This is a genomic window from Roseateles sp. P2_H4 (genome assembly GCF_056403315.1).
Window position 1 is genome coordinate 1 of record NZ_JBFUFR010000042.1, and the last position, 23,732, is coordinate 23,732.

The 23,732-nt window shown below is 68.6% G+C and carries 22 protein-coding genes and 1 tRNA gene; 12 read left to right on the forward strand and 11 right to left on the reverse strand.

The annotated features are described in order from the left end of the window. Nucleotides 1-177, reverse strand: a 177-nt coding sequence (locus AC1DW3_RS24905) for a DUF4212 domain-containing protein (protein WP_477936056.1), incomplete at its 3' end; no start/stop codon positions are given. A gap of 59 nt (nucleotides 178-236) precedes the next feature. On the opposite strand from AC1DW3_RS24905, the gene prfB reads away from it, so the two are divergent. From prfB to AC1DW3_RS24920, 3 genes are all read left to right on the forward strand, one after another. Next, a protein-coding gene (gene prfB / locus AC1DW3_RS24910; protein WP_477935959.1) for a peptide chain release factor 2 occupies nucleotides 237-1,341 on the forward strand; the annotation gives its coding sequence in 2 pieces (ribosomal slippage) (nucleotides 237-317 and nucleotides 319-1,341; 1,104 coding nt in all). Nucleotides 1,342-1,405: 64 nt separating this feature from the next. Then, nucleotides 1,406-4,069: an aminopeptidase N gene (gene pepN, locus AC1DW3_RS24915; RefSeq protein ID WP_477935961.1), complete on the forward strand. Its 2,664-nt coding sequence runs from the start codon at nucleotides 1,406-1,408 to the stop codon at nucleotides 4,067-4,069. Between the two features lie 4 nt (nucleotides 4,070-4,073). Beyond that, the gene (locus tag AC1DW3_RS24920; protein ID WP_477935963.1) at nucleotides 4,074-5,081 is read left to right on the forward strand and encodes a class 1 fructose-bisphosphatase; all 1,008 of its coding nucleotides are present in this window, start codon (nucleotides 4,074-4,076) and stop codon (nucleotides 5,079-5,081) included. A 147-nt stretch (nucleotides 5,082-5,228) separates the two neighbouring features. Here the strand turns inward: AC1DW3_RS24920 and AC1DW3_RS24925 are convergent, their stop codons facing one another. Continuing rightward, a complete protein-coding gene (locus tag AC1DW3_RS24925) occupies nucleotides 5,229-6,014 on the reverse strand; it encodes an alpha/beta hydrolase (protein ID WP_477935965.1) in 786 nt (261 codons plus the stop codon). A 119-nt stretch (nucleotides 6,015-6,133) separates the two neighbouring features. Between AC1DW3_RS24925 and AC1DW3_RS24930 the strand changes: the two genes are divergently transcribed. Further along, a tRNA-Thr gene (locus AC1DW3_RS24930) sits at nucleotides 6,134-6,209 on the forward strand. A 127-nt stretch (nucleotides 6,210-6,336) separates the two neighbouring features. On the opposite strand, the gene AC1DW3_RS24935 is transcribed toward AC1DW3_RS24930, so the two are convergent. Together AC1DW3_RS24935 and AC1DW3_RS24940 are read right to left on the reverse strand one after the other, a co-directional pair. After that, complete coding sequence (locus AC1DW3_RS24935; RefSeq protein WP_477935967.1) at nucleotides 6,337-7,338, reverse strand: sensor histidine kinase; 1,002 nt, start codon at nucleotides 7,336-7,338, stop codon at nucleotides 6,337-6,339. 178 nt (nucleotides 7,339-7,516) lie between these two features. After that, a complete protein-coding gene (locus tag AC1DW3_RS24940) occupies nucleotides 7,517-7,843 on the reverse strand; it encodes a DUF4398 domain-containing protein (RefSeq protein WP_477935969.1) in 327 nt (108 codons plus the stop codon). Nucleotides 7,844-8,201: 358 nt separating this feature from the next. Here AC1DW3_RS24940 and AC1DW3_RS24945 point away from each other — a divergent pair, with 358 nt between their 5' ends. Continuing rightward, nucleotides 8,202-10,088, forward strand: a complete 1,887-nt coding sequence (locus tag AC1DW3_RS24945; RefSeq protein WP_477935971.1) for an AAA family ATPase — start codon at nucleotides 8,202-8,204, stop codon at nucleotides 10,086-10,088. 12 nt (nucleotides 10,089-10,100) lie between these two features. Here the strand turns inward: AC1DW3_RS24945 and AC1DW3_RS24950 are convergent, their stop codons facing one another. Both AC1DW3_RS24950 and ligD read right to left on the reverse strand, forming a co-directional pair. Further along, nucleotides 10,101-10,376 (reverse strand): hypothetical protein, encoded by a 276-nt coding sequence (locus AC1DW3_RS24950; RefSeq protein WP_477935973.1) that lies wholly within the window; start codon nucleotides 10,374-10,376, stop codon nucleotides 10,101-10,103. 197 nt (nucleotides 10,377-10,573) lie between these two features. Beyond that, a complete protein-coding gene (gene ligD / locus AC1DW3_RS24955) occupies nucleotides 10,574-13,090 on the reverse strand; it encodes a DNA ligase D (RefSeq protein ID WP_477935975.1) in 2,517 nt (838 codons plus the stop codon). Between the two features lie 152 nt (nucleotides 13,091-13,242). On the opposite strand from ligD, the gene AC1DW3_RS24960 reads away from it, so the two are divergent. The 4 genes from AC1DW3_RS24960 to AC1DW3_RS24975 are packed head-to-tail and all read left to right on the forward strand — an operon-like array spanning nucleotide 13,243 to nucleotide 17,377. After that, the gene (locus AC1DW3_RS24960) at nucleotides 13,243-13,716 is read left to right on the forward strand and encodes a rhodanese-like domain-containing protein (protein WP_477935977.1); all 474 of its coding nucleotides are present in this window, start codon (nucleotides 13,243-13,245) and stop codon (nucleotides 13,714-13,716) included. Beyond that, nucleotides 13,716-14,639: a serine O-acetyltransferase EpsC gene (gene epsC, locus AC1DW3_RS24965; protein ID WP_477935979.1), complete on the forward strand. Its 924-nt coding sequence runs from the start codon at nucleotides 13,716-13,718 to the stop codon at nucleotides 14,637-14,639. The genes AC1DW3_RS24960 and epsC overlap by 1 nt, the downstream gene beginning before the upstream one ends. A 40-nt stretch (nucleotides 14,640-14,679) precedes the next feature. Then, entirely contained in the window at nucleotides 14,680-15,603 is a 924-nt protein-coding gene (locus AC1DW3_RS24970) for a family 2A encapsulin nanocompartment shell protein (protein ID WP_477935981.1), read from the forward strand. Continuing rightward, nucleotides 15,578-17,377, forward strand: coding sequence for a family 2A encapsulin nanocompartment cargo protein cysteine desulfurase (locus AC1DW3_RS24975; RefSeq protein WP_477935983.1), 1,800 nt, complete (start codon nucleotides 15,578-15,580; stop codon nucleotides 17,375-17,377). Before AC1DW3_RS24970 ends, AC1DW3_RS24975 begins: the two co-directional genes overlap by 26 nt. Nucleotides 17,378-17,383: 6 nt before the next feature. Here AC1DW3_RS24975 and ku read toward each other — a convergent pair whose 3' ends face one another. Beyond that, entirely contained in the window at nucleotides 17,384-18,313 is a 930-nt protein-coding gene (gene ku / locus AC1DW3_RS24980) for a non-homologous end joining protein Ku (protein WP_477935985.1), read from the reverse strand. A gap of 141 nt (nucleotides 18,314-18,454) precedes the next feature. On the opposite strand from ku, the gene AC1DW3_RS24985 reads away from it, so the two are divergent. Beyond that, nucleotides 18,455-19,180 (forward strand): D-glycero-alpha-D-manno-heptose-1,7-bisphosphate 7-phosphatase, encoded by a 726-nt coding sequence (locus tag AC1DW3_RS24985; RefSeq protein ID WP_477935987.1) that lies wholly within the window; start codon nucleotides 18,455-18,457, stop codon nucleotides 19,178-19,180. 146 nt (nucleotides 19,181-19,326) lie between these two features. Here the strand turns inward: AC1DW3_RS24985 and AC1DW3_RS24990 are convergent, their stop codons facing one another. Both AC1DW3_RS24990 and AC1DW3_RS24995 read right to left on the reverse strand, forming a co-directional pair. Beyond that, a complete protein-coding gene (locus tag AC1DW3_RS24990) occupies nucleotides 19,327-19,518 on the reverse strand; it encodes a CsbD family protein (protein WP_477935988.1) in 192 nt (63 codons plus the stop codon). Nucleotides 19,519-19,890: 372 nt separating this feature from the next. Further along, the gene (locus tag AC1DW3_RS24995) at nucleotides 19,891-20,145 is read right to left on the reverse strand and encodes a DUF378 domain-containing protein (RefSeq protein WP_477935990.1); all 255 of its coding nucleotides are present in this window, start codon (nucleotides 20,143-20,145) and stop codon (nucleotides 19,891-19,893) included. A 68-nt stretch (nucleotides 20,146-20,213) separates the two neighbouring features. Here AC1DW3_RS24995 and AC1DW3_RS25000 point away from each other — a divergent pair, with 68 nt between their 5' ends. Continuing rightward, complete coding sequence (locus tag AC1DW3_RS25000) at nucleotides 20,214-21,539, forward strand: PQQ-dependent sugar dehydrogenase (protein WP_477935992.1); 1,326 nt, start codon at nucleotides 20,214-20,216, stop codon at nucleotides 21,537-21,539. On the opposite strand, the gene rpoN is transcribed toward AC1DW3_RS25000, so the two are convergent. Both rpoN and AC1DW3_RS25010 read right to left on the reverse strand, forming a co-directional pair. Further along, a complete protein-coding gene (gene rpoN, locus AC1DW3_RS25005) occupies nucleotides 21,536-23,023 on the reverse strand; it encodes an RNA polymerase factor sigma-54 (RefSeq protein WP_477935994.1) in 1,488 nt (495 codons plus the stop codon). The two genes, AC1DW3_RS25000 and rpoN, sit on opposite strands and share 4 nt — an antisense overlap. Nucleotides 23,024-23,249: 226 nt before the next feature. Then, complete coding sequence (locus tag AC1DW3_RS25010) at nucleotides 23,250-23,375, reverse strand: hypothetical protein (protein WP_477935996.1); 126 nt, start codon at nucleotides 23,373-23,375, stop codon at nucleotides 23,250-23,252. Here AC1DW3_RS25010 and AC1DW3_RS25015 point away from each other — a divergent pair. Continuing rightward, entirely contained in the window at nucleotides 23,374-23,691 is a 318-nt protein-coding gene (locus AC1DW3_RS25015; protein WP_477935998.1) for a BON domain-containing protein, read from the forward strand. The two genes, AC1DW3_RS25010 and AC1DW3_RS25015, sit on opposite strands and share 2 nt — an antisense overlap. Nucleotides 23,692-23,732 lie beyond the last annotated feature (41 nt).

Here is a 23,732-nt window from a genome sequence, read left to right on the forward strand (position 1 = left end):
GCCGAGCAGGGCGCCCTGCGAGGCCAGCCAGAACGCCAGCGGCCAGCCGAACACCTCGACGCTGAGTTCGCGCGCGAAGAACACCGGCGCGAAACCCACCAGGGCCCAGGCGAGCAGCAGCCAGGCGGTGAGGTGGCGCGTGCGGCGCCAGTAGGTGTCTCGGGGCGGGGCCTTCATCGGCCCGATTCTGGCCCATGAGAAAATCCGCGTTTTCCCAAGACAAGACGTGCCCTGACATGGACATCGAACACATCAACCAAATCGGCAACTCCCTGGCCGACCTCTCAGCGCGTACCGACGCGCTAAGGGGGTATCTTTGACTTCGACCGCAAAGCGCTGCGCCTGAACGAAGTCAACGCCTCCCTCGAGAACCCCAACGTCTGGAACGACCAGAAGCGCGCCCAGGAGCTGGGCAAGGAAAAGCGCACGCTGGAGGCGGTGGTCGACACGATCACGATGCTGACCGGCTCGCTGGCCGACAACGCCGAGCTGTTCGAGATGAGCCGCGAGGAGGGCGACGAGGCCGGCATGCTGGCCATCGAGGCCGACGCGGCCAAGCTGCGCGAGAAGATCGAGGAACTCGAGTTCCGCCGCATGTTCAACAACCCGGCCGACCCGCTGAACTGCTTCGTGGACATCCAGGCCGGCGCCGGCGGCACCGAGGCTTGCGACTGGGCCGGCATGCTGCTGCGCCAGTACCTGAAGTACTGTGAGCGCAAGGGCTTCAAGGCGACGATCGAGGATGAGACGCCTGGCGACGTGGCCGGCCTGAAGAGCGCGACCATCAAGGTCGAGGGCGAGTACGCCTTCGGCCTGCTGCGCACCGAAACCGGCGTGCACCGCCTGGTTCGCAAGTCGCCCTTCGACTCCTCCGGCGGCCGCCACACGTCCTTCGCATCGCTGTTCGTCTACCCCGAGGTGGATGACTCGATCGAGATCGACATCAACCCGGCCGACGTGCGCACCGACACCTTCCGCGCCTCGGGTGCGGGTGGCCAGCACATCAACAAGACCGACTCGGCGGTGCGCCTGACGCACATCCCGACCGGCATCGTCGTGCAGTGCCAGGACGGCCGCAGCCAGCACAGCAACCGCGACGTGGCCTGGAAGCGCCTGCGCTCGCGCCTGTACGACCATGAGATGCGCAAGCGCATGGAAGAGCAGCAGAAGCTGGAAGACACCAAGACCGACGTCGGCTGGGGCCATCAGATCCGCTCCTATGTGCTGGACCAGAGCCGCATCAAGGACCTGCGCACCAACTACGAGACTTCGGCGACGCAGAAGGTGCTGGACGGCGACCTCGACCCCTTCATCACCGAATCACTGAAGCAAGGCGTCTGACGCCCCCGGGCCGCCGCGGCGGCCTTTTTCTTGGCCCGTTTTTCCTCACCCAAGGACGCCCCTCATGCGTGAAGGCACCTCCCCGACCATCCAGCGGCTGGACTACCAGCAACCGGCCTACTGGATCCGCAAGGTCGACCTGACCTTCGACCTCGACCCGGCCAAAACCCTGGTCACCAGCAAGATGCAGGTCGAGCGCAACAGCGCCGTGCCGCATGGCCCGCTGCGCCTGCATGGCGAAGAACTGAACCTGCTGCGCGTGCTGATCGACGGCGCCAGCGTCTCCTTCCGCCAGGAAGGCCACGAGCTCATCATCGAAGGCGCGCCCGACGCCGACTTCGCGCTCGAGATCCGCAACACCACCTGCCCCGACAAGAACACCGCGCTGTCGGGCCTCTACACCTCGGGTGGCAGCTTCTTCACGCAGTGCGAGGCCGAGGGCTTCCGGCGCATCACCTACTTCCTGGACCGCCCGGACGTGATGGCCGTCTACACGGTCACGCTGCGCGCCGACGCCAGCAAATACCCGGTGCTGCTGTCCAACGGCAACCTGACCGACAGCGGCAAGCTGGAGAACGGCCGCCACTTCGCCGTCTGGAACGACCCCTTCCCCAAGCCCAGCTATCTGTTCGCCGTCGTCGCGGGCGACCTCGTCGCGCGCGAGCAGCGCGTGCGCACCCGCGCCGGCAAGGACCATCTGCTGCAGGTCTATGTGCGCCGCGGTGACCTGGAGAAGACCGAGCACGCGATGAACTCGCTGATCGCCTCCATGGTGTGGGACGAGGCGCGCTTCGGCCTGCCGCTGGACCTGGAGCGCTTCATGGTGGTCGGCGTGTCCGACTTCAACATGGGCGCGATGGAGAACAAGGGCCTGAACATCTTCAACACCAGCGCCCTGCTGGCCTCGCCCGCCACCGCGACGGATGCCGACTTCGGCCGCATCGAGTCCATCGTCGCCCACGAGTACTTCCACAACTGGACCGGCAACCGCGTCACCTGCCGCGACTGGTTCCAGCTGTCGCTGAAGGAAGGCCTGACCGTCTTCCGCGACCAGGAATTCAGCATGGACATGGCCGGCACGCCGTCGGCACGCGCGGTCTGCCGCATCCAGGACGTGCGCCAGCTGCGCGCCATGCAGTTCCCCGAGGACAGCGGCGCCATGGCCCACCCGGTGCGCCCGGACAGCTACAGCGAGATCAACAACTTCTACACCGCCACCGTCTACGAGAAGGGCTCGGAGGTGGTGCGCATGTACCAGACGCTGGTCGGCCGCAAGGGCTTCGAAGCGGGCATGAAGCTCTACTTCGAGCGCCACGACGGCCAGGCCGTGACCTGCGACGACTTCGCGCAGGCCATCGCCGACGCCAACCCCGGCTCGGCCCTCACCACCCGCCTGGACGCCTTCAAGCGCTGGTACTCGCAGGCCGGCACGCCGCGCGTGACCGCCCGCGGCGAGCATGACGCTAGCGCCCGCACCTTCACCCTGCGCTTCACGCAGCAGACGCCCGCCACGCCGGGCCAGGGCGACAAGCAGCCGCAGGTCATTCCGGTCGTCATGGGCCTGCTGGACCGCCACGGCGCCGCCCTGCCCCTGAACGCCAACGGCGACACCGAAGGCGTGGTGGTGCTGGACCAGGCCGAGCAGACCTTCGTCTTCGAGAACATCGACAACGAGCCCGTGCCCTCGCTGATGCGCGGCTTCTCGGCGCCCGTGGTGCTGGACGACGGCCTCTCCGACGCCGGCCTCATCGTGCTGATGCGCCATGACAGCGACCCGTTCAATCGCTGGGAAGCCGGCCAGCGCCTGGCGCTGAACCGCATCCTGCACGCGCTGCGTGCCGGCCAGCCGCTGGTGCTGAGCCCCGTCTTCATCGAGGCGATGCGCGGCCTGCTCAACCACCCCGAGCTGGACCCGGCCTTCAAGGAACTGGCGCTGACGCTGCCCGGCGAGGCCTATATCGCCGAGCAGCTCGACGTCGTCGACCCGCAGGCCATCCACGCCGCCGTCATGTCCGCCCAGGCCCAGCTGGCCGCCGCCCTGCGTGACGACTGGGCCGCGGCCTTCGAGGCGCACCAGATCGGCGGCGGCTACACGCCCGACCCGGTCTCGTCGGGCAAGCGCGCGCTGGCCAACCTGGCGCTGTCCATGCTCGTGCTGGACGCGCAGACGACGGGCGACACCGTCTGGCCGGGCAAGGCCTTCCAGCGCTTCAAGGATGCGTCCAATATGACGGACCGCCTCGGCGCGCTGGCCGCCCTGGTCAATGCCAACGCCGAGCTGGCCACGCCGGCCCTGCAGCGCTTCCATGCGCTGTTCAAGGACGACGCGCTGGTCGTCGACAAGTGGTTCGCGCTGCAGGCGCGCGCACCCGAGGCCGATGGCCGCGTGTTCGCCCGCGCCAAGGCGCTGACCAAGCATGCCGACTTCACGCTGAAGAACCCCAACCGCGCGCGCAGCCTGCTGGCCTCGCTGTGCATGTTCAACCCGGCCGCCTTCCACCGCGCCGACGCGGCGGGCTATGTGTTCTGGGCCGACCAGGTGCTGGCCGTCGACGCCATCAACCCCCAGCTCGCCAGCCGCATCGCCCGCGCGATGGACCGCTGGGCCGTGCTGGCCGAGCCCTATCGCACGGCAGCGCGTGAAGCGGTCGCCCGCGTAGCGGCCAAGGCCGACCTGTCCAGCGACGTGCGCGAGATCGTCGAGCGCGCGCTGGCGTCGGGAGGCTGAGGCCATGGCACGTCAAACCAGCCTGACCCAGTACCTCGTCGAGCAGCAGCGCGAGCACGGCCACATCCCGCAGGAGCTGCGCCTCCTGATCGAGGTCGTCGCGCGCGCCTGCAAGCGCATCGCGATCTCCGTCAACAAGGGCGCCCTCGGTGATGTGCTCGGCAGCGCCGGCAGCGAGAACGTGCAAGGCGAAGTGCAGAAGAAGCTCGACGTCATCGCCAACGAGGTGCTGATCGAGGCCAACGAATGGGGCGGTCATCTCGCGGCCATGGCCAGCGAGGAGATGGACGGCATCTACGTCGTCCCCAACCGCTACCCGCAAGGCGAATACCTGCTGCTGTTCGACCCCCTCGACGGCTCCAGCAACATCGACGTCAACGTGTCCATCGGCACCATCTTCAGCGTGCTGCGCAAGGTGGGCCATTCGCGGGGCGTGTCGGAAGAAGACTTCCTGCAGCCCGGCAAGCAGCAGGCCGCGGCCGGCTATTGCGTCTACGGCCCGCAGAGCATGCTGGTGCTGACGGTGGGCGACGGTGTGGCCGTCTTCACGCTGGACCGCGAGACCGGCTCCTGGGTGCTGACGCAGGACCAGGTGCGCATTCCCGAGGACACCAAGGAATTCGCGATCAACATGTCCAACCTGCGCCACTGGGCGCCGCCGGTGCGTCGCTATATCGACGAATGCCTGGCCGGCTCCACGGGGCCGCGCGGCAAGGACTTCAACATGCGCTGGGTGGCCAGCATGGTGGCCGACGTGCACCGCATCCTCACGCGCGGCGGCGTCTTCATGTACCCCTGGGATCAGCGCGAGCCCGACAAGCCCGGCAAGCTGCGCCTGCTGTACGAGGCCAACCCGATGGCCTTCATCGTCGAGCAGGCCGGCGGCGCAGCCACCACCGGCACGGATCGCATCATGGACCTCAAGCCCGGCAAGCTGCACGAGCGCGTGGCCGTCGCGCTGGGCTCGAAGAACGAGGTCGAGCGCATCGCGGCCTACCACCGCCAGGAATGACGCCCCTCGTCCAGCCGCACACCGCTGAACGCGTTGCGGCTGACCGGTCCCCCGAGGGGACAGCGATGCTTGCGGCATCGAGCCGCAAGCACATCGCCAGACGGGCCGGCTCGGGAGCGGCCCAGCGCTCGGCCCGGAAGACACCAATCAAGGGRTCGGCTGGTCCATCCAGCCGGTGATCAGCCCCACGGCCTCGGCCTCCATGCCGATGAAGCCGTGCCAATGCAAGGCCTCGCAGGCGTCGCCCGTCGGGTCGGCACCGCCGTCCACCATCACCAGTTTCTTCACCGGCGTGGCCGTCAGGCCCTTCAGGATGTAGCTCACGTCGCGCGGCAGCGTCTGCCGGCACTGGTCTTTCGCATGGTGCAGCACCAGCACCGGCACGCGGATGGCGGCGAGGTCCTGGCGCGGCACGGCGCCCGTCTTGTCCCAGGCAACGATGCTGGACGTCAGCACCAGGCCCGCGATGTCGCCCTGCAAGCGGATGGCCGCAGCCGTCGCCGAAACCGTGCCCCGGCTGGTGCCGACCAGCCAGACCGGCAGCGCCGACTTCTTCCTGACCGCCGCCAGCACCTCGCGGATGTCGGTCATGTGGGCGTCCGATAGGCGCTCTGCGTAGCCCAGATCGGGCGTGTCGCTCGGCTTGCCGAAGATCGCGACGTTGTAGCCGCGCGCGACGAACTCGCCAGCCGAGCGCACCAGGAAATTGCGGCTCGTCGGCCGCCCCGCCTCGACGCGCCCGAAGCCCCCAATGCCGCCGGGAAACAGCAGCACCGTCGCCTTGGCCCGTTCGGCTGGTTGGGCGGCCTGCCAGAACACCGGTGTCACGACGCCCTCGCGGGTAGCAACGTCAAAGCGCCCGTCCTCGCTCCGGGCCGTCGCCGCAGCGACCAGCATTCCCACGCACAACAGCAGCTTCCGGACCTTTTTCATGCGGCGGAGTTTGCTTGCTGCCGCTTGAAAAGCAAGCCAATCTTGGCGGCTGCCTGCAGTTGAGCTATGATCCTGGGCTTCGCTGATTCCAACAACTCCAATAAAAGGAACTGCGTGAGGCCGGCATAGCTCAGTTGGTAGAGCAGCGCATTCGTAATGCGAAGGTCGGGGGTTCGACTCCTCTTGCCGGCACCAGAATTTCCAAATTAAATCAAGGGCTTGGCTGCGGTCAAGCCCTTTGTTTTTGGGCGCCGTGGGCACAGCTTGGGCACATGTGCCCCCAACCTGTGCCATAGCCACCGCGACCTAAATCGGGCCGCAGCTACGAATGCGTCAGGGGAGCGCCCGGGTTGGCTGGAGGTGGGGCATCCAGGCGCGGCTGGCAGCTCTGGAGATCTGCGAGGGATCGAACGCTGGGAACAGAGATAAGCCTGCCGCCGATGGCTGAAATGGTCTGGACCGCAGCTGGGCCCGGGTAGCGTCTCGGCAACCGGATACGGGTGATCCTGCCAGTGCCGCCGGCGTACTCGACCGCCATGCTGCCTCCCAGCAGGCTGCACAGCCGTTTGACGATGGACAGGCCAATGCCTTCGCCGGAGCTTGAACCCGGGGCGCTCCGGGTGCTCGATGTCTGAAGAAGCTTCGTCAGGTCGTTGCCACCCCAGCTGACCTCAGCGCCACCGACTTCGAAGTACCAATCGCTCGCCTCCGCCGCTTCACAAGGACCGCAGGTCAACCTGACGCCGTCGCCGTGCGTGTACTGGATGGCATTGAGCAAGAGGTTTTGCGCGATGCGTGTCACCATCAGCGGGTCGCTGTCGGCAATGAGGCTCCTGGGGCCGCAGAATTCGAGCTGAATGCCCCGTGAGCGCGCCAACACCTGGAGGTTGCCGCACGTCGTGTCGAGCGTCGTGGCAATGTCGAAGGTGCGAACGACAGGCCGTTCCTTCTTCGCGTCGAGGCGGGCAAGATCGGCCACGCCATCCAGCAAATCACCCAGGCCGACAACGTTGCGATTCAGCAGGGCCACGAGTTGAGAGCGGCGTGGCTCGCTGCAGGGTTGCTGCAGCAAGGCGGTGACGTTCGTGACCACGCCGAGTTTCCCGCGCAGATCATGAACGGCTTGCCGCCATAGCTCGCGGGCAAGTTCGACGGTGTCGAGCTCTGCATCGCTGGCAATAGCCCCCCACAAGCTGCGTGAGCTACCGAAGTGACCCGCCGAGGCGGGCAAGATCGCTGCAGCCGCAGGTGGAACTGCCGCGTCAAGGAGTGGGCATTGCGAGTTCATGGCAAGAACCGGAAGCAACGGTCGTGGAAGCATCATTCGGACTCCCACAGGAAGTCCGTGCGGTGCCGCACCTAGAAGTCAGGTCCAGGCGGTCGATGCGGGGCGACGCAAGCCAGCTGCGACGGTTGCACTGGCGAGTGAAGACCACGGTGGAGACGATCACCGGAGGGCCCGACTTGGGGTTCCGTCGTGCAGCGCTCGCTGCGTCCTGCGACTAGCGTGCCGCCTGGCGGGAAAGCACGGTCTGGGCGTGCAACTCGGCTACGCGGGCGTCGATCTCGGCCAGCTCGCCGAGTTGGCCGGCGCTGACGGTATCGCCCAATGCAAATGCCGCCTGCGCGGCGGCGAGATTTTCATGCGCCCTGCGCAACTCGGCCGGCGCATGGGTCGCAATCGCCGGTGTGTTGGCGCGGTGCACGGCCGCTTCGGCCGCCGCCAGCAGCGCGGGCTCCCGCGACGGCGCCATATCGCCCCCGAGCAGCAGTGCGGCAACCGCGGTTGTCAACGCCGCCATCACGAACCAGGCCAGGGGCGGCAGCACAGAAAGACTCCTGCGTGACGACCTCAAGATGCTCTCCTCAAGTTTGAAAACTCGCTCGGTCATGGGCCGGGGTGTCGCCCCAGTCGTGGCCAAGGGCTGGCCCTGCACGGTGAGTTGGGGCAACTCTGGACTGCCCGCAGCGCATGGGTCTGTTCGGTAGAGCACCAACAGCCAACCGCCCATTCGAATGACACAACGAGGCGAAGCCGATCGCTCAGGCATTCTGGGCAGTTTTTCGCACCCGGGCCGGCTGTTGCAATTTGCGGTGCAGCGACTGAGACCAAGCCTCGATAACGCACGCACGGCGCAGCCACCGGGCCGTTAGTCTGGCAGGACTGCAGTACCCCACCCGAACACCATGGACAGCGCCAGCAACACCCCCACACCGGGGTTGCGTCAGAAACTCATTCTCGTGGCCAGTGCCGCCGCCCTGCTGCTGGGCCTGTTCGGCCTGTCGACACTGCATGAGCGCACGGCCAACGAGGTGCAGGCCCGCAAGAACGCCACCGCCCTGGCCTTCGAGAAGGCGCCCGAGCAGTGGCTGGCCAATCCGCGCGAGGCCTCGACGTTCGAGCGCGCCCTGCAGGCCAAGGAGATCGCGGCCGTCGGCGTCGGCGGCGGCCTGGTGCTCTACACCGACCGCGCCGGCCAGCAGTTCAGCACCCGGCTCATCGACTGCGGCCTGGGCTGCAAGAACGAAATCGGTGCACGCCTGGGCGAGCTCAGCGTGGCCCAGGGTTTTGCGCTGACCGATATCGATGTCGACGCACGCACCGGCGGCCAGCGCCTGTTCCAGTCCCTGGAGCGCGCCGGCACCATGCTGGGCCCCATCCTGCTGCTGCTGCTCGTCGCGGCACCGCTGGTCTATCTGCAGATGCGCGGCGGCCTGGGCCAGCGCACCCGCCTGGCCGACAAGCCCAAGACGCGCTTTGACGACGTCATCGGTGCCGACGAGGCCAAGAAGGCCTTGCGCCGCGTAGCCGCCTTCATGAAGGACCCCAAGCAGTACGCGGAAGTGGGCGCCAAGGCGCCGCGCGGCGTGCTGCTCGACGGCCCGCCCGGCACCGGCAAGACGCTGCTGGCCAAGGCCCTGGCCGGTGAATGCGGCGCCAGCTTCATCAGCGTGGACGGCTCCTACTTCAGCTCCATGTTCTATGGCGCCGGCATCGGCAAGGTGAAGGAGCTGTTCAAGAAGGCCCGCGAGGCGGCGCCTTGCATCATCTTCATCGACGAGATCGACGGCATCGGCCGGCGCAGCAGCGGCAACGAAGCCCCGGGCGGCGGCGAGCAGGAGCAGAACCGCATCATCAATCGCCTGCTGGTGGAGATGGATGGTTTCTCCTCGCTGGAGAACGTCGTCATCGTCGGCGCCACCAACCATGTCGACAACGTCGACGAGGCCATGCGCCGCCCCGGCCGCTTCGACCTCATCGTCCGCACGGCCCTACCGACGGTGCCCGAGCGCGAGCAGTTGTTCGGCCTCTACCTCGGCCAGGTCAAGGCGGCCGCCGGCATCGACCTCCCCTCCATCGCCCGGACCGCGGCCGGCATGTCGCCGGCGGACATCGCCAACTGCGTCAACCGCGCCGCCGCCTATGCGGCCGAGGCCGGCGAGGCGCTGGTCAGCCAGGAGCGCGTCTACCAGTCGCTGGAGACCCACCAGCTCGGCGGCGAGGTCAGCAACACCAAGGGCCTCATCACGCCCGAGACGCTGCGCCGCATCGCCTTCCATGAGTCCGGCCACGCGCTGGTGGCCCATGTGCTGGAGGCCGGCAGCGTCGAGCGCGTCAGCATCGAACCGCGCGGCCCGGCCCTGGGCGTGACCTATGTGGCCCGTGCCAACGAAGAGCCGCTGTATGGCGAGCGTGAACTGCGCTCGCGCCTGGCCATGATGCTGGCCGGCCGCGAAGCCGAGCTGATCGCCTTCGGCAATGCCTCCTCCGGCGCCGCCGACGACCTCAAGCGCGCCTCCGAGCTGGCCACCAACATGGTGGGTTCGCTGGGCTTTGGCAAGACCTTCGGCCTGCTCAGCATGGCCGGTGTGCCCAAGGAGCTGATCGGCCCCGATGTGCAGAAATCGCTGCTGGACGAGGCCCGCGCGCTGCTGGAGAGCGCCCAGGCCGAATGCCGGCGCGTGCTGGAAGACAAGCGCGACCGCCTCGACACGCTGACCGAGATGCTGCTCGGCCAGGAGACCGTCAGCGGTGCACCACTGAAGCGGGTGCTGGCCGGTGAAGCTGCCTGATGCTGGGCGCGGCTAAGCCGCGACCATGCCCTGCCGTGATGCCGCGGCACGCCGGGCCGGCGTCAGGCGCCGCTCGCGGGCCTGCCGCCTCTCGGGCGTGAACTGCCAGTCCGCCAACACCGCAGCGATGTCGGGCACCCGGTGCACTTCCACCTCCATCAGGAGGGCCCTGGGAAGGCGTTCGATCACCTTGGCCCCACAAGCAGTGGCCAGGGCGCCGGCCTTGCGCACGGCCTCGCCGTCGGCGGCATGGTTGAAGAAGACATAGCGCTCCATCGCTGCTGGCATGGGACACCCAGTTCAAAGCTGAAGGGACATTCCTGGCAAACCGCGTGCCTGCCCTCCCCGCCGCGGCCCGCAGGCCCGCCAATCCTTCCGCAAACGGATAGAGCTGGCCTCGTCCTTGTCCCTGATCGGATGGTCGACATGCTCGGGCATGAGCATGCGGAAGAGCACGGCGCGCCTGGGGTCCGGATCGGTCGTGCTCATCGCTCGGGTGGCCGGCGCTTGACAGTCTGGCGGCTCTTCCAGAAATCGGCCCAGGGGTCGGCGCGCTGCAGTGACAGGTGGTCGCGCGCCGTCTTCACCGTCCATTGCGCACCGCTCTTCAGCTCGGCCAGTTGCTCCCAGGCCACCGGCATGGAAACACCCAGGCCGGGCCGGGCGCGGGCAGAAAATGCCGCCACCGTGGTCTGGCCTTCGCCATTGCGCAGATAGTCGATGAAGATTTTGCCGACCCGGTTGGCGGGGCCGCTCTTGGCGACAAAGCGCTTCGGAATGGTGCGCGCCATGTGCGCAACAACCGCGCGGGCGAAATCCTTGGCCTGGGCGTCATCGATCTTGGGCTTCAGCGGCACCACCACGTGCAGGCCCTTGCCGCCACTGGTCTTGAGCCAGCTGCGCAGGCCCAGCTCCTCCAGCATCGTGCGCGTCAGCAAGGCCGCCTCCTGCAGATGGGCCCAGGGGACGCCCTCGCCGGGGTCCAGGTCGAAGACGATGCGGTCGGGCTGGTCGATATGCGCGGTGGTGGAGTTCCAGGTGTGGAACTCGACGACGTTCAACTGGGCCGCCGACACCAGTCCTTCGGCCGAGTCGACGACGAGCAGCGGTTCGTGCTCGGGCCAGAGGTCGGCGTCGAGCTGGCGGATGCCAGGCAGGGGCGCGTCGGCATGCTTCTGGAAGAACAGCTGGCCGGCGATGCCGCGCGGTGCCCGCACCAGGGACACAGGCCGGTCGCGCAGATGCGGCAGCAGCCAGTCGGCCACGCTCTCGTAGTAGCGCACCAGGTCGAGCTTGGTCACGCCCGAGGCGGCATCGATGACCCGCTCGGGATGCGACACCTTCACTGCCGGCGCCTGTGAGGCTGTGGCCGGCAGCGCCTGCTCGCGCACGATGGCCTTGGCGGGCTTGTCCTCGCGCAGGCCGCGGAAGCTCGCATGGCGGATATGCCCGTCGGGCGTCCATTCGCCAAAGGCGACCTCGACCACCAGTTTGGCCTTGACCCAGCGCTCCTGGCCGCGCGAGCGGCCGCCGCGCCGGCTGGGCGGCGGCGCCTCGGCAGCGACGGCCGGACGCTTCGTTTCCAACGCCACCAGCTGGCGGTGCATGTCCCGTCCCTGCACCGACGACCAACCGGTGCCGACGGCGCCCGCATGCCGCAACCTCCCCTGCTCATCGTGATAGCCCAGCAGCAGCGCGCCCACCTCGTTGGCCGAGTTGCTGCGATCCGTGAAGCCGAGCACGACGAACTCCTGGCGGCGCTGGCATTTCAGCTTGAGCCAGCTGTCGCTGCGCCGGTTCACATAGGGCGAGTCGGCCCGTTTCAGAATGACGCCTTCCAGGCCGATGCGGCAGGCGGCATCCAGCACCTCGGCCGGAGGGGCTGGAAAGGCATCGCTGAAGCGGATGCGTGGCCCTTCATGGCCCTTCAGCAGGCCCTGCAGCACGGCACGGCGGCTCTGCAGCGGCACGGCGCGCAGGTCGCGGTCGCCGAGGAAGGGCACATCGAAAAGGTAGAAGACGATGTCCTCGTTGCGGGCGCCGTCGATGGCGTCCTGCAGGCGGTTGAAGTCCGGCGCGCCGGCTTCATTGAGCACGACGATCTCGCCGTCCAGCCAGGCGCGGGCGATGCCGAGCTGCTCGACCTCCGTGGCCAGGTGCTTCAGCTTGCCCGTCCAGTCATTGCCATTGCGCGTGATGAGGCGGGCCTTCCCGGCCGACAGGCGCACCAGCATGCGATAGCCGTCGAACTTGTTCTCGACGACCCATTGACCGCCCGGCGGCACGGCGGCGGCCAGCGTCGCCAGTTGCGGCGCCAGCGTCCTGGGCAGGGCGGCCTTAACGGCCTTGGCCAGATCGGGCGCCGACGGTGTTTCGCCGCGGCCCTCGCGCTCCTCAACCAGGCCCAGTGGCGTCTCCACGACGCTGTCCGGCAGGGCCGTCACGACGTCGTACTCGCTGCTCGGTCGCGCCCAGGCGTCGCCCTTCTTCTTCAGCAGCAGCCAGGCTTCCTGCTTGTCGCCCGGCTTGGCGATGCGCACCAGCTCCCACAGCCCGGCCAGCTTTTCGCCATGCAGCTGGAAGATCAGCTTGCCCTGGGCCAGGCCCTCATGCGGGTCGCCGACGGGCGTCCACGCGCCGCGGTCCCAGATGATGACGCGGCCGGCGCCGTAGTGGCCCTTGGGGATCTCGCCTTCGAAGCGGTTGTAGCTGAGCGGGTGGTCCTCCACGCGCACCGCCATGTGCTTGACAGCCGGGTCCAAGCTCGGCCCCTTGGGCACGGCCCAGCTCAGCATGACGCCGTCGAGCTCGAGGCGGAAGTCGTAGTGCAGGCGCGAGGCCCAGTGCTTCTGCACGACGAAGGCCAGGGCCTTGGCCGCCTTGCGGCCGACGCGGCCCTTGGGCTCGGCGGTGGCGCTGAAATCCCGCTTGGCGTTGTAGCGCGCCAGCGGCGCCTCGGCAGGCAGGCCGCTCTTCTTGGGTGAGGAACGCGTGGTGGCCATCGCCATCAGCTTGGCCGCGACGGCGGGGGCTGGATGTCGGACAAGGGCGCAATTCGCGGCGCGCCAGAAAGCTCATAACCGTTCTTGTTTTGATTCGTTTGCCGAAAAACGCCCGACACCTAGCCTTGCTCGGTTTTCGCATGAGATCCGACATGAGCAACTCAGTTCTCGAAGAATCCGAAGTGCTGGCGCAGGCCCGCGAAGCCGCCCTGGCCGCCGCCCTGCCCTTCGCCGGCAGCGTCGCGCCGCGCGATGCCCGGGCCCTGGTCCAGGCCGGCCGGGCCGTCCTCGTCGACGTGCGCAGCACCGAGGAGCGCCACTTCGTCGGCCATGTGCCGGGCAGCCTGCACGTGGCCTGGGCCACCGGCACTTCGCTGAACCGCAATCCGCGCTTTGCCAAGGAGCTGGACGCCAAGGTCGGGCCCAAGTCCGGCAACGAGTTGCCGGTGCTGCTGCTGTGCCGCAGCGGCAAGCGCTCGGCTCTCGCCGCCGAAGCCGCCACCAAGGCGGGGCTCACCCACGTCTTCAATGTGCAGGAAGGCTTCGAGGGCGACAGCGACGACCAGCAGCAGCGCGGCCATTTCAACGGCTGGCGCTTTCACAGCCTGCCGTGGGTGCAGGACTGATGGAGCCGGTTGACGACCTCTCCGGCATCGTCTCCGCGCTGCGCCATGCGCGGCGCCGCTGGCGCGAAGAGCACCGGCGCTGGGATGCTGGCGGCCGCGAGCTGCCGTCGCGTGAGCTGCTGGCCGTCGTCGTGCAGCAACTGGCCGGTGCGCTGTTCCCGATGCGTCTGGGGCCACCCGATCTGCAACCCGAGGGCGAGGACTATTTCGTCGGCCACACGCTGGGCGCGGCGCTTTCCAGGCTGCGCCAGCAGGTGGCACTGGAGCTCGGCCATGACGCGCGGCTGCGCGGCGTCGAGGCGCCGCCCTTCAACAACGCCGCCGAGCGCGTGGCCCGCTTCGCCGCCCGCCTGCCCGCCGTGCGCGAACTGCTCGACAGCGACGTCATCGCCGCCTTCCAGGGCGACCCCGCCGCGCGCAGCGTCGACGAAGTGCTGCTCTGCTACCCGGGCCTGCACGCCCTCATCAGCCACCGCCTCGCCCATGAGCTCTATCTGCTGGGCCTGCCGCTGATCGCGCGCGTCATCTCGGAGCTGGCCCATGCCCAGACCGGCATCGACATCCACCCCGGTGCAACCATAGGCGCGGGCTGCTTCATCGACCACGGCACCGGCGTCGTCATCGGCGAGACGGCCGTGCTGGGCCAGCGCGTGCGCATCTACCAGAACGTCACGCTGGGCGCCAAGAGCATCCCGACCGACGACGCCGGCCACGCCCACAAGGGCCAGCCGCGCCACCCCATCGTCGAGGACGACGTCGTCATCTACGCCGGCGCCACCGTGCTGGGCCGCATCACCATCGGCCGCGGCTCGGTCATCGGCGGCAACGTCTGGCTGACCCGCAGCCTGCCGCCGCAAAGCCGCATCTCCCAAGCGGCCTCGCAGGCCGATCCGAACTCAGCCTTCCAGCCGCTGAGCGCCTGACCCTCTCATCCACCCACCGCCCCCAGGAGCCCTTTTCCCCATGGCTGACACCCCTCAACTCGCGCTCAGCGACACCGCCGCGCGGCAGCTTGCGAATGCGACAAAAACAGTCCCGCAGCTCTCCACCATCACACCGCGCTGGCTGACGCATCTGCTGCAGTGGATCCCGGTCGAGGCCGGCATCTACCGGCTCAACAAGGTGGCCGATCCCGAGGCCGTCAAGGTCGCCTGCGCCAAGCGCGACGAGGCCGAGCTGCCCGTCACCTTCGCCGACTACGACGCGGCACCACGCGAGTACTTCCTGAACGCCGTGGCCACGGTGCTGGACGTGCACACCCGCGTGTCCGACCTCTACAGCAGCCCGCACGACCAGATCAAGGAGCAGCTGCGCATCGTCATCGAGACGATCAAGGAGCGCCAGGAGTCCGAGCTCATCAACAACCCAGACTACGGCCTGCTGGCCAATGTCGCGGACTCGCAGCGCCTGTCCACGCTGACCGGCGCGCCCACGCCCGACGACCTGGACGACCTGCTCGGCAAGGTCTGGAAGGAGCCGGCCTTCTTCCTGACCCACCCGCTGGGCATCGCCGCCTTCGGCCGCGAGTGCACTCGCCGTGGTGTGCCGCCGCCCACCATCAGCCTGTTCGGCAGCCAGTTCCTGACCTGGCGCGGCATCCCGCTGATCCCGAGCGACAAGGTGCCCGTCAACGACGGCAAGACCAGCATCATCCTGCTGCGCGTGGGCGACAAGCGCCAGGGCGTCGTCGGCCTCTACCAGCCGGGCCTGCCGGGCGAACAAGGCCCGGGCCTGTCGGTGCGTTTCATGGGCATCAACCGCAACGCGATCGCCTCCTACCTGATCAGCCTGTATTGCTCGCTGGCGGTGCACAGCGACGATGCGCTGGCCGTGCTCGAAGACGTGGAAGTTGGCAAATACCATGAGTACCCTGACACCTACCGCTGACGTGGTCGAGAGCCCTTTCGACGTCGCGGCGCTGGGCCGGCTGGCCAACGAGCTGTTCGGCAGCCTGAACGCAGGCTCCCTGCCTTCGGCCCAGCCAGTGCAGTCCGCCGGCGGCTTGAACGTGCCCGCCAACCCGCTGCCGCCGGGCCTGCCGAGCGGCCCGCTGCCCCAGTCCACCACCACGCAGTTCGGCGGCTTCGGCGCCGCAGCGCCTGGCCTCAATCTCGCGCCAACCGGCCCGGATCATGTGGCGGCACTGCTGCGCCCGTCGCCCGCCCGAGCGCCTCATGCGCAGGCCGGCAACGGCGTGCCCGATGTGCTGTTGACCAGCGTGCCCGGCATCGACGGCCGCGCCGGCAGCCAGTTGCTCGGTGTGCCGCAACAGATCTCGCCGCCGCAACGCGAAGCCGTGCCTTCGGGCTACTACTTCGTCGAGCCGGCCAGCGTGTCGTCGCAACAGCCTTCTCTGTATGTGCTGGACCTGCAGCGCCACCCGGGAGCGCATGGCCATCACGCGGGTGAGTTGCCCAACAAGCATGCGCTTCAAGGCCAGCGCCTGCCCTTCGACGTCAACGCCATCCGGCGCGACTTCCCCATCCTGCAGGAGCGCGTCAACGGCAAGCAGCTGGTGTGGTTCGACAACGCGGCCACGACACAGAAGCCCAAGGTCGTCATCGACCGGCTGAGCTACTTCTACGAGCACGAGAACAGCAACATCCACCGCGCCGCCCACACGCTGGCCGCGCGCGCGACCGACGCCTACGAAGGCGCCCGCAAGACGGTGGCCCGGTTCGTCAACGCGCGCTCGGCCGACGAGGTCATCTTCGTGCGCGGCGCCACCGAGGCCATCAACCTGGTGGCCAACACCTGGGGCGAGCAGAACATCGGTGCCGGTGACGAAATCGTCGTCTCCCACCTGGAGCACCACGCCAACATCGTGCCCTGGCAGCAGCTCGCTGCTCGCAAGGGTGCGCATCTGCGCGTCATCCCGGTGGACGACACCGGCCAGGTCATCCTGGCCGAGGCACAGAAGCTCATAGCCAGCCCGCGCGCCAAGCTGCTCGCCGTGACCCAGGTCAGCAATGCCCTCGGCACCGTCGTGCCGGTGCAGGAGCTGGTCGGCATCGCGCAGCGCCAGGGCGTGACGACGCTGGTGGACGGCGCGCAGTCGGTCTCCCACCTCGCCGTGGACGTGCAGGCCCTCGGCTGCGACTTCTTCATCTTCAGCGGCCACAAGATCTTCGGCCCCACCGGCATCGGTGCGGTCGTCGGCCGCAAAGAGGTGCTGGACGCCATTCCGCCCTGGCAGGGTGGCGGCAACATGATTGCCGATGTGAGCTTCGAGCGCACGGTGTTCCAGCCGGCACCGGCGAAGTTCGATGCCGGCACCGGCAACATCGCCGACGCCGCGGGGCTGGGCGCGGCGCTGGATTACGTGTCGCGTATCGGTCTGCACCACATCGCCCGCTACGAGCACGACCTGCTCGCCTATGCGACCGAAGCCATACACCCCATCCCGGGCGTGCGACTCATCGGCACGGCGGCCGACAAGGCCAGCGTGCTGAGCTTCGTGCTCGCCGGCCACGAGACGGCGGCGGTGGGCAAGGCGCTGGCGGAGCAAGGCATCGCGGTGCGCTCCGGCCACCACTGCGCCCAGCCCATCCTGCGCCGCTTCGGCGTCGAGGCCACGGTGAGGCCATCGTTCGCGTTCTACAACAGCTGCGACGAGATCGACCACTTCGTGTCGGTCGTGCGCCGCCTGGCGAGGGCCTGAACGGCGCTATTTGCGCGCCCGCGCCCGCTTGGGTGCGGCGGCTTCGGGCTCGGCCGCGTCGCGCCGGGCGGCCGTCTTGCGTGTCGGCAGCGGCGTGACCTTGGCCGAGGCCGCCTTGCTGCCCGCTTTGGCGCCTGCCTTGGCGGCCGGCTTGCCGCCCAGGCTGGCGCGCAGGGCCTCCATCAGGTCGATGACCTGGCCGCCGCCCGTCGGCCCGTGCTCCTCGCGGGAAGAGGCGACGATCTTCCTGCCCTTGACCTTCTCCTCGATGGCGGCGAGCACCCTCTCCTTCTCCTCGTCGCGGAACTGCTCGGGGTCGAAGCTGTCGGCGGCAATCTGGTCGACCAGTTGCAGGGCCAGCTGCAGCTCGGTTTTGGAGACCGCGGCCTTGGGAATTTCCAACGCCGCCAGCGACCTCACCTCGGCCGAGTAGCGCAGCTGCTGCAGGATCAACCCGTCCTCGTTGGCCCGCACCTGCGCCACGTATTGCTTGGCCTTCCAGGGCCACTTGGCCAGCGCGCAGCGGCCCGACTGACGCAGCGCCTCGGCGAGCAGGGCATAGGGCTTTTCACCGCGCTTGTCGGGCGCGAGCAGATAGCTCTTGTCGTAGTACAGCGGGTCGATGGAGGCCAGCGGCACGAAGTTGACGATCTCGATGACGTGGCTGCTGCCCTCTTCCAGCTCCTTGAGCTCCTCAGGCGTGAACAGCACGAACTGGTTGTCCTCTACCTCATAGCCCTTGACCATGTCCTTGCGCTCGACCACCTTTTGGGTGCGCTCGTTGATGTATTGCTGCTTCAGCCGTGAGCCGTCCTTGTCCAGCAGGTTGAAACGGATGTCCGCACCGCTCTCGGTCGCCGAATACAGCCGCACGGGCACGTTGACCAGGCCGAAGCTCAGGGTCAGGGAGGCGATGGAGCGGGCAGAGGTGGCCATGGGATCTCCTGTCTTGCTCACACGCTAGCCCCGCGCCGTTCCGGGGCTCAGGGGACGGCGCCCCATCGGGCTGTAGGACGCTGGCGGGCACGCCGATTGCCTGGAGCCGGTCTGGCACTCCCGCCCTGCCCGAACGAGCCCATGAGCTTCAGCGCCTCTTTCGACCCCATCGCTTCATCCAGCCTGCTGACCATGCGCGAGCTGCCCCGGCCTGCCGCGCGCCCGCGCCTGCGTGCCGGCCTCTTCATCGACAAGGACGGCACCCTGGTCGAGGACGCGCCCTTCAACACCGACCCGCTGCTGCTGCGCTTCGTGCCCGGTGCCGGCGCGGCGCTGGCGCGGCTGCAGGCTGCAGGGCTGGCCCTGGTCATCGTGACCAACCAGAGCGGGCTGGCGCATGGCCGCTTCACGCGCGCCGAGTTCGCCCGCCTGCAGCAGGTGCTGCTGCAACGCCTGCAGCAGGAATTCGGCGTCCGCATCGACGGCGTCGAGGTCTGCCCCCACGCGCCCGACGACGAGGGACGCCCCGCCTGCCTGTGCCGCAAGCCGGCGCCCGGCATGCTGGTGCGCGCCGCGCACCGCCACCACCTGGACCTGGCGCGCTGCTGGATGGTGGGCGACACGCTGGACGACGTCGAGGCCGGCCACCGCGCGGGCGCCCAGGGCCTGCTGTTCGACAGCGGCAGCGAGACCGCCTGGCGCCGCTCACCCCTGCGTCAGCCCGACGCGCGCTTCTTCGACTGGCCGACGCTGGCCGACTATGTCGAGAAGCTCGCCGGCGCCGAAGCGACGACGTCGGCAGCGCAGCCCCTGCACATCACGGCTCCGCGGGCGGTGCCTGCCCAAGCTCAGCTTCAGATCGGCTGAACGGGCGGCAAGACGCGCGCAGCTTGCCGATCTGCCGGGCCAGCATGGCGAGCGGCAACCCTCATTGATCGATCAGGGGCGCCCGATAGCGCGAAAAAGCGCCGCCGGACCCTGAGGCCCGGCGGCGCGGCACTGGCGCAGGGGCGTCAGATCTTGCGGTTGTCGCGCGCTTCCTTGACGGCCTCGCGCACATCACCCACGGCCTTCTGGGCCTTGCCTTCGACCTGGGTCGCGGCACCCTTGACCTGCTGCTCGGTGCTGCCGATGGCCTCACCCAACTTGCGCTGCGCCTTGCCGGCGACATCCTTGACGCTGCCCTTGATCTGGTCGCTGTTCATGAGGTACTCCTTTGCTGTAGCCCTTGTGGCGGCTTGCCTAGGGACTGGCGTCAGACTAACGAGTCAGCCGTTCTGACTGCGCCAGCCCGCGCCCTGTCTGGCGGTKGGCCCCCTCCTACGCCGCCTTGGCTGGCCGGGCGCCTGCCGCTCTTCCTACGCAGGTGTCGGGCCTCGTCCGCTACGTGCGGGGCCCCGTGGCAGTCATGCTTGCCTTACCCCCACCTCACAAGGAGATCACCATGGGCAAATACCTTCTCGCCTGGCTGCTCGGCGTTCCGGGCATCGTGTTGCTGCTGGTCTATCTCTTCTTCCACTGAACCCCTCCAAACGCAAAGGGCCCGGCACTGCCGGGCCCTTTGCTTTTGCGGCGCCTCAGAGTCGGCCGCGCCCCAGCCGTGGCAGCAAGGTCAAGGCGAACAGTGCCGCGACACCGACGAGCACATAGACCGTGCGCGACAGCAGCGTCATGCGGCCGAACAGGGCGGCGATGAAGTCCAGGTTGAACAGCCCCACCAGCGCCCAGTTGAGGCCGCCGATGATGAGCAGCACCAGGGCCACGGTGGCGGCCGCGCGGGCCGTGGGGCGGCCGGTCACGGCGGCCGCGGATGTCGTGTCGGATGTGTCCATGGACGCTGCGCGGCATGCGGCATGCCCGGCGGGCACCCGGCTTGCCGTTCATGGTCATGACTTCGCGCATGAACACGGGGCCTTTTTCCCTGCTGCTGGCGCTGGCCTTGGCGGGCTGCGGCGAGACCACCCGCTTGCCGGACGGCGCCGACGTCGGCCCTCGGCCCACGCTGGTCGAACCGGTCCACACCCTGGTGCCGACGGCCCATGTCGCCGCGACCCGCCCCTGGCTGGCCGGCGAGGCGCCGGTTGCCGCGGCGGGCCTGCAGGCCCAGGCCTTCGCCAGCGGCCTGGAACACCCGCGTTGGCTGCATGTGCTGCCCAACGGTGACGTGCTCGTCGCCGAGACCAATGCGCCGCCGCGCCCCGACGAAGGCAAGGGCGTCAAGGGCTGGGTCATGAAGAAGCTGATGGCCAAGGCCGGTTCGGCCACGCCCAGTGCGAATCGCATCACGTTGCTGCGCGACGCCGACGGCGACGGCCGCGCCGAGGTGAGGACCGTCTTCCTGCACGACCTGAACTCGCCCTTCGGCATGGCCCTGGTGGGCGACCGCTTCTATGTCGCCAACACCGACGCCGTCTGGGAGTACGCCTACGCGCCCGGCCAGACCGCGCTGGCGGGCCCGGGCCGCAAGCTCACCGACCTGCCGGCCGGCCCACGCAACCACCACTGGACCAAGAGCCTCATCGCCAGCCCCGACGGCAGCAAGCTCTACGCCACGGTGGGCTCCAACAGCAACGTGGCCGAGAACGGCATGGCGGCCGAGGAAGGGCGTGCGGCGATCTGGGAGATCGACCGCGCCAGCGGCACCAAGCGCCTGTTCGCCACCGGCCTGCGCAATCCCAACGGCATGGCCTGGATGACACCCACCGGCGGCACGCCCGTGCTGTGGACGGTGGCCAATGAACGCGACGAGATCGGCAGCGACCTGGTGCCCGACTACCTGACTTCGGTGCGCGACGGCGGCTTCTACGGCTGGCCCTACAGCTGGTACGGCCAGCATGTGGACGAGCGCGCGCAACCGCAGCGGCCGGACCTGGTGACACGCGCCATCRCACCCGACTACGCGCTGGGGGCCCATGTCGCCGCCCTCGGCCTGGCTGCAGCAGGCGCCAGCCCCCTGCCCAGGCTGCTCCCCGGTGGCGGCTCGGAGGGCGTCTTCATCGGCATGCACGGCTCGTGGAACCGCAAGCCCTTCTCGGGCTACAAGGTCGTCTACATCGGCTTTGCCGCTGGCCGGCCCCAGGGCCTGCCCATCGACGTGCTGACAGGCTTCCTCAGCCCCGAGGGCGAAGCCCGCGGCCGACCGGTGGGCGTGGCCATCGATGCGCGTGGCGCCCTGCTGGTGGCCGACGACGTCGGCAACACCATCTGGCGCGTGACGCCGCGCTAAGCCACCCGCCGGCGCCGGTCCACCGCCTCGATCTTCAGCATCTGGCGGTATTTGGTGACGGTGCGACGCGCCACGACCAAGCCCTGCTGGGCCAGCTGGCGCGTGATCTCGGCATCGGACAGCGGCGTGTCCGGGCTCTCGGCCTCGATGATGTCCTTGATGAGGCCGCGGATGGCCGTGCCCGAGCAGGCGCTGCCGTTGGCGCTGATCATGGCGCGGCTGAAGAAGTATTTCAGCTCGAGAACGCCGACCGGCGTGGCCATGTATTTGTTGTTGGTCACCCGCGAGACGGTGCTCTCGTGGATGCCCACTTCCTCGGCGATCTCCTTCAGGCCCAGCGGTTTCATGGCCATCGCGCCGTAGTCGAGGAAGTTGTGCTGGCGCTTCACGATGGCCTCGGCCACGTCCAGGATGGTCGAGAAGCGCTGCTCGACATTGCGCAGCGTCCAGCGCGCCTCCTGCAGATGCGCCCCCATCTCGGCGTTCGCCGCCGTGCGATGGCGCTGGAACAGGTTGGCGTAGACCTGGTTCAACCTCACCTTGGGCACGATGGCCGGGTTGAGCTGCACCGTCCAGCGGTCGCGCACCTTCCTGACGATGACGTCCGGCACCACATAGGCGACGTGCGAGGAACCGAAACGCCAGCCCGGCCGCGGGTCCAGCCGGCGGATGCGGTCGCAGACGGCTTCGACGCGCGCCGGCGACTCGCCCAGTTGCCGGGCCAGCGTGGCGACGTCGCGCGCGGCCAGCGCAGGCAGGTGGTCGCTGACGATGGCCTGGGCCAGGGCGCGCGTGTCGGGGCAGTCGATGGCGGGCAGCTGCAGCAGCAGGCATTCGCCGACGTCCCGCGCGGCCACGCCGGCCGGGTCGAGCGACTGCACGAGCTTGAGCGCGAACTGCATCTCCTGCAAATCGGGCAGCGGATCCTGCGCGGCGACGACGATCAGTTCCTCCAGCGGCGTGCGCAGATAGCCGTCGTCGTCCAGCGACTCGACGATGGTGCGCGCCAGCGCGAGGTCGCGCCCGGACAGCGGCAGCACGTTCAGCTGGCCATGCAGATGCGTCGTCAGCGAGGTCTCGACGGCCATCATGTCCAGGGCGCTGAGATCGCCGTCCTCGGCACGACGCTGGCCGGCACTGTCGACGGCCCACAGGTCGCGGTCGCCACCATCGTCGGGCGCACCGGCACCGTCGCCGTCCGCCATCGGCGCATCCGCCTCGACGACGCCATCGGCCGACACCGCCTCCATCATGCCGAGCGGGCCGGGTTCGGCGCCGTCGGCGGCCTCGGTGGCTTGCCCGCCCTCCTCGCCTTCACCGCCCTCGCCCTCCTCGGCCTCGAGGAAGGGATTGCGGCCCAGGGTGTCACGCAGCATGGCCGCGAAATCCAGCGAAGACATCTGCAGCAGGCGCACGGCGTGCTGCAGTCGGGGCGACAGGGTCTGGGTTTGCCGGTGGTCGGCACGGAGGTCCAGGGAGGGCACGGGGGTTCCTCTTGCGGGTCTTGCAGGGTCAGGGGCCGGCCGCATCGCTGCAGCGCTGAACCCTTCCAACGCAACGTCCATGCCGGATTCGCGCTGGCGTCGCGTCCGGACACAAAATCGACTTTCTCCTTGCGCAACAAGGATTTGGGCACGCACCTCCACATCGTGGCGGCGTCAGGCTGGCCCCCACCTTGCAGGATTTACCGATCGCCCGGGCGCGGACCGGCTAATTGCGGTAAAGCCTGCCGTCGCGCAGCGCCGCGACGGGGCCGGCCCGGGCCCGCCCAACCAGCCCGGGCACACCGGTTGCCGTGAAGTCGCGCGAGTCCCCCTCGCGCAAAGGAGAAGGCATGAAGAAGATCCTGATCGCTTCGATGGTGGCTCTCGCCACGCTTGCGGGCACCGGCTGCGCCGTTACCAGCGGCCAGAGCACCGTGGGCCAGTATGTCGACGACGCCACCATCGCCACACGCGTCAAGGCGCGCTTTGCCGAAGACAGCCAGGTCAGCGCGATGCGCATCCAGGTCGAGACGCTCAAGGGCACGGTGCAGCTCGCCGGCTTCGCCACCTCGCAGGCCGAGAAGGACCGTGCCGGCCAGCTGGCCCGCAGCACGCCCGACGTGAAGGAGGTGCGCAACAACATCATCGTGAAGGTCCCCACGAACTGAAGTGAACCGCCCGCCGCAGGCGGGCACGCCGTTTGCCATCC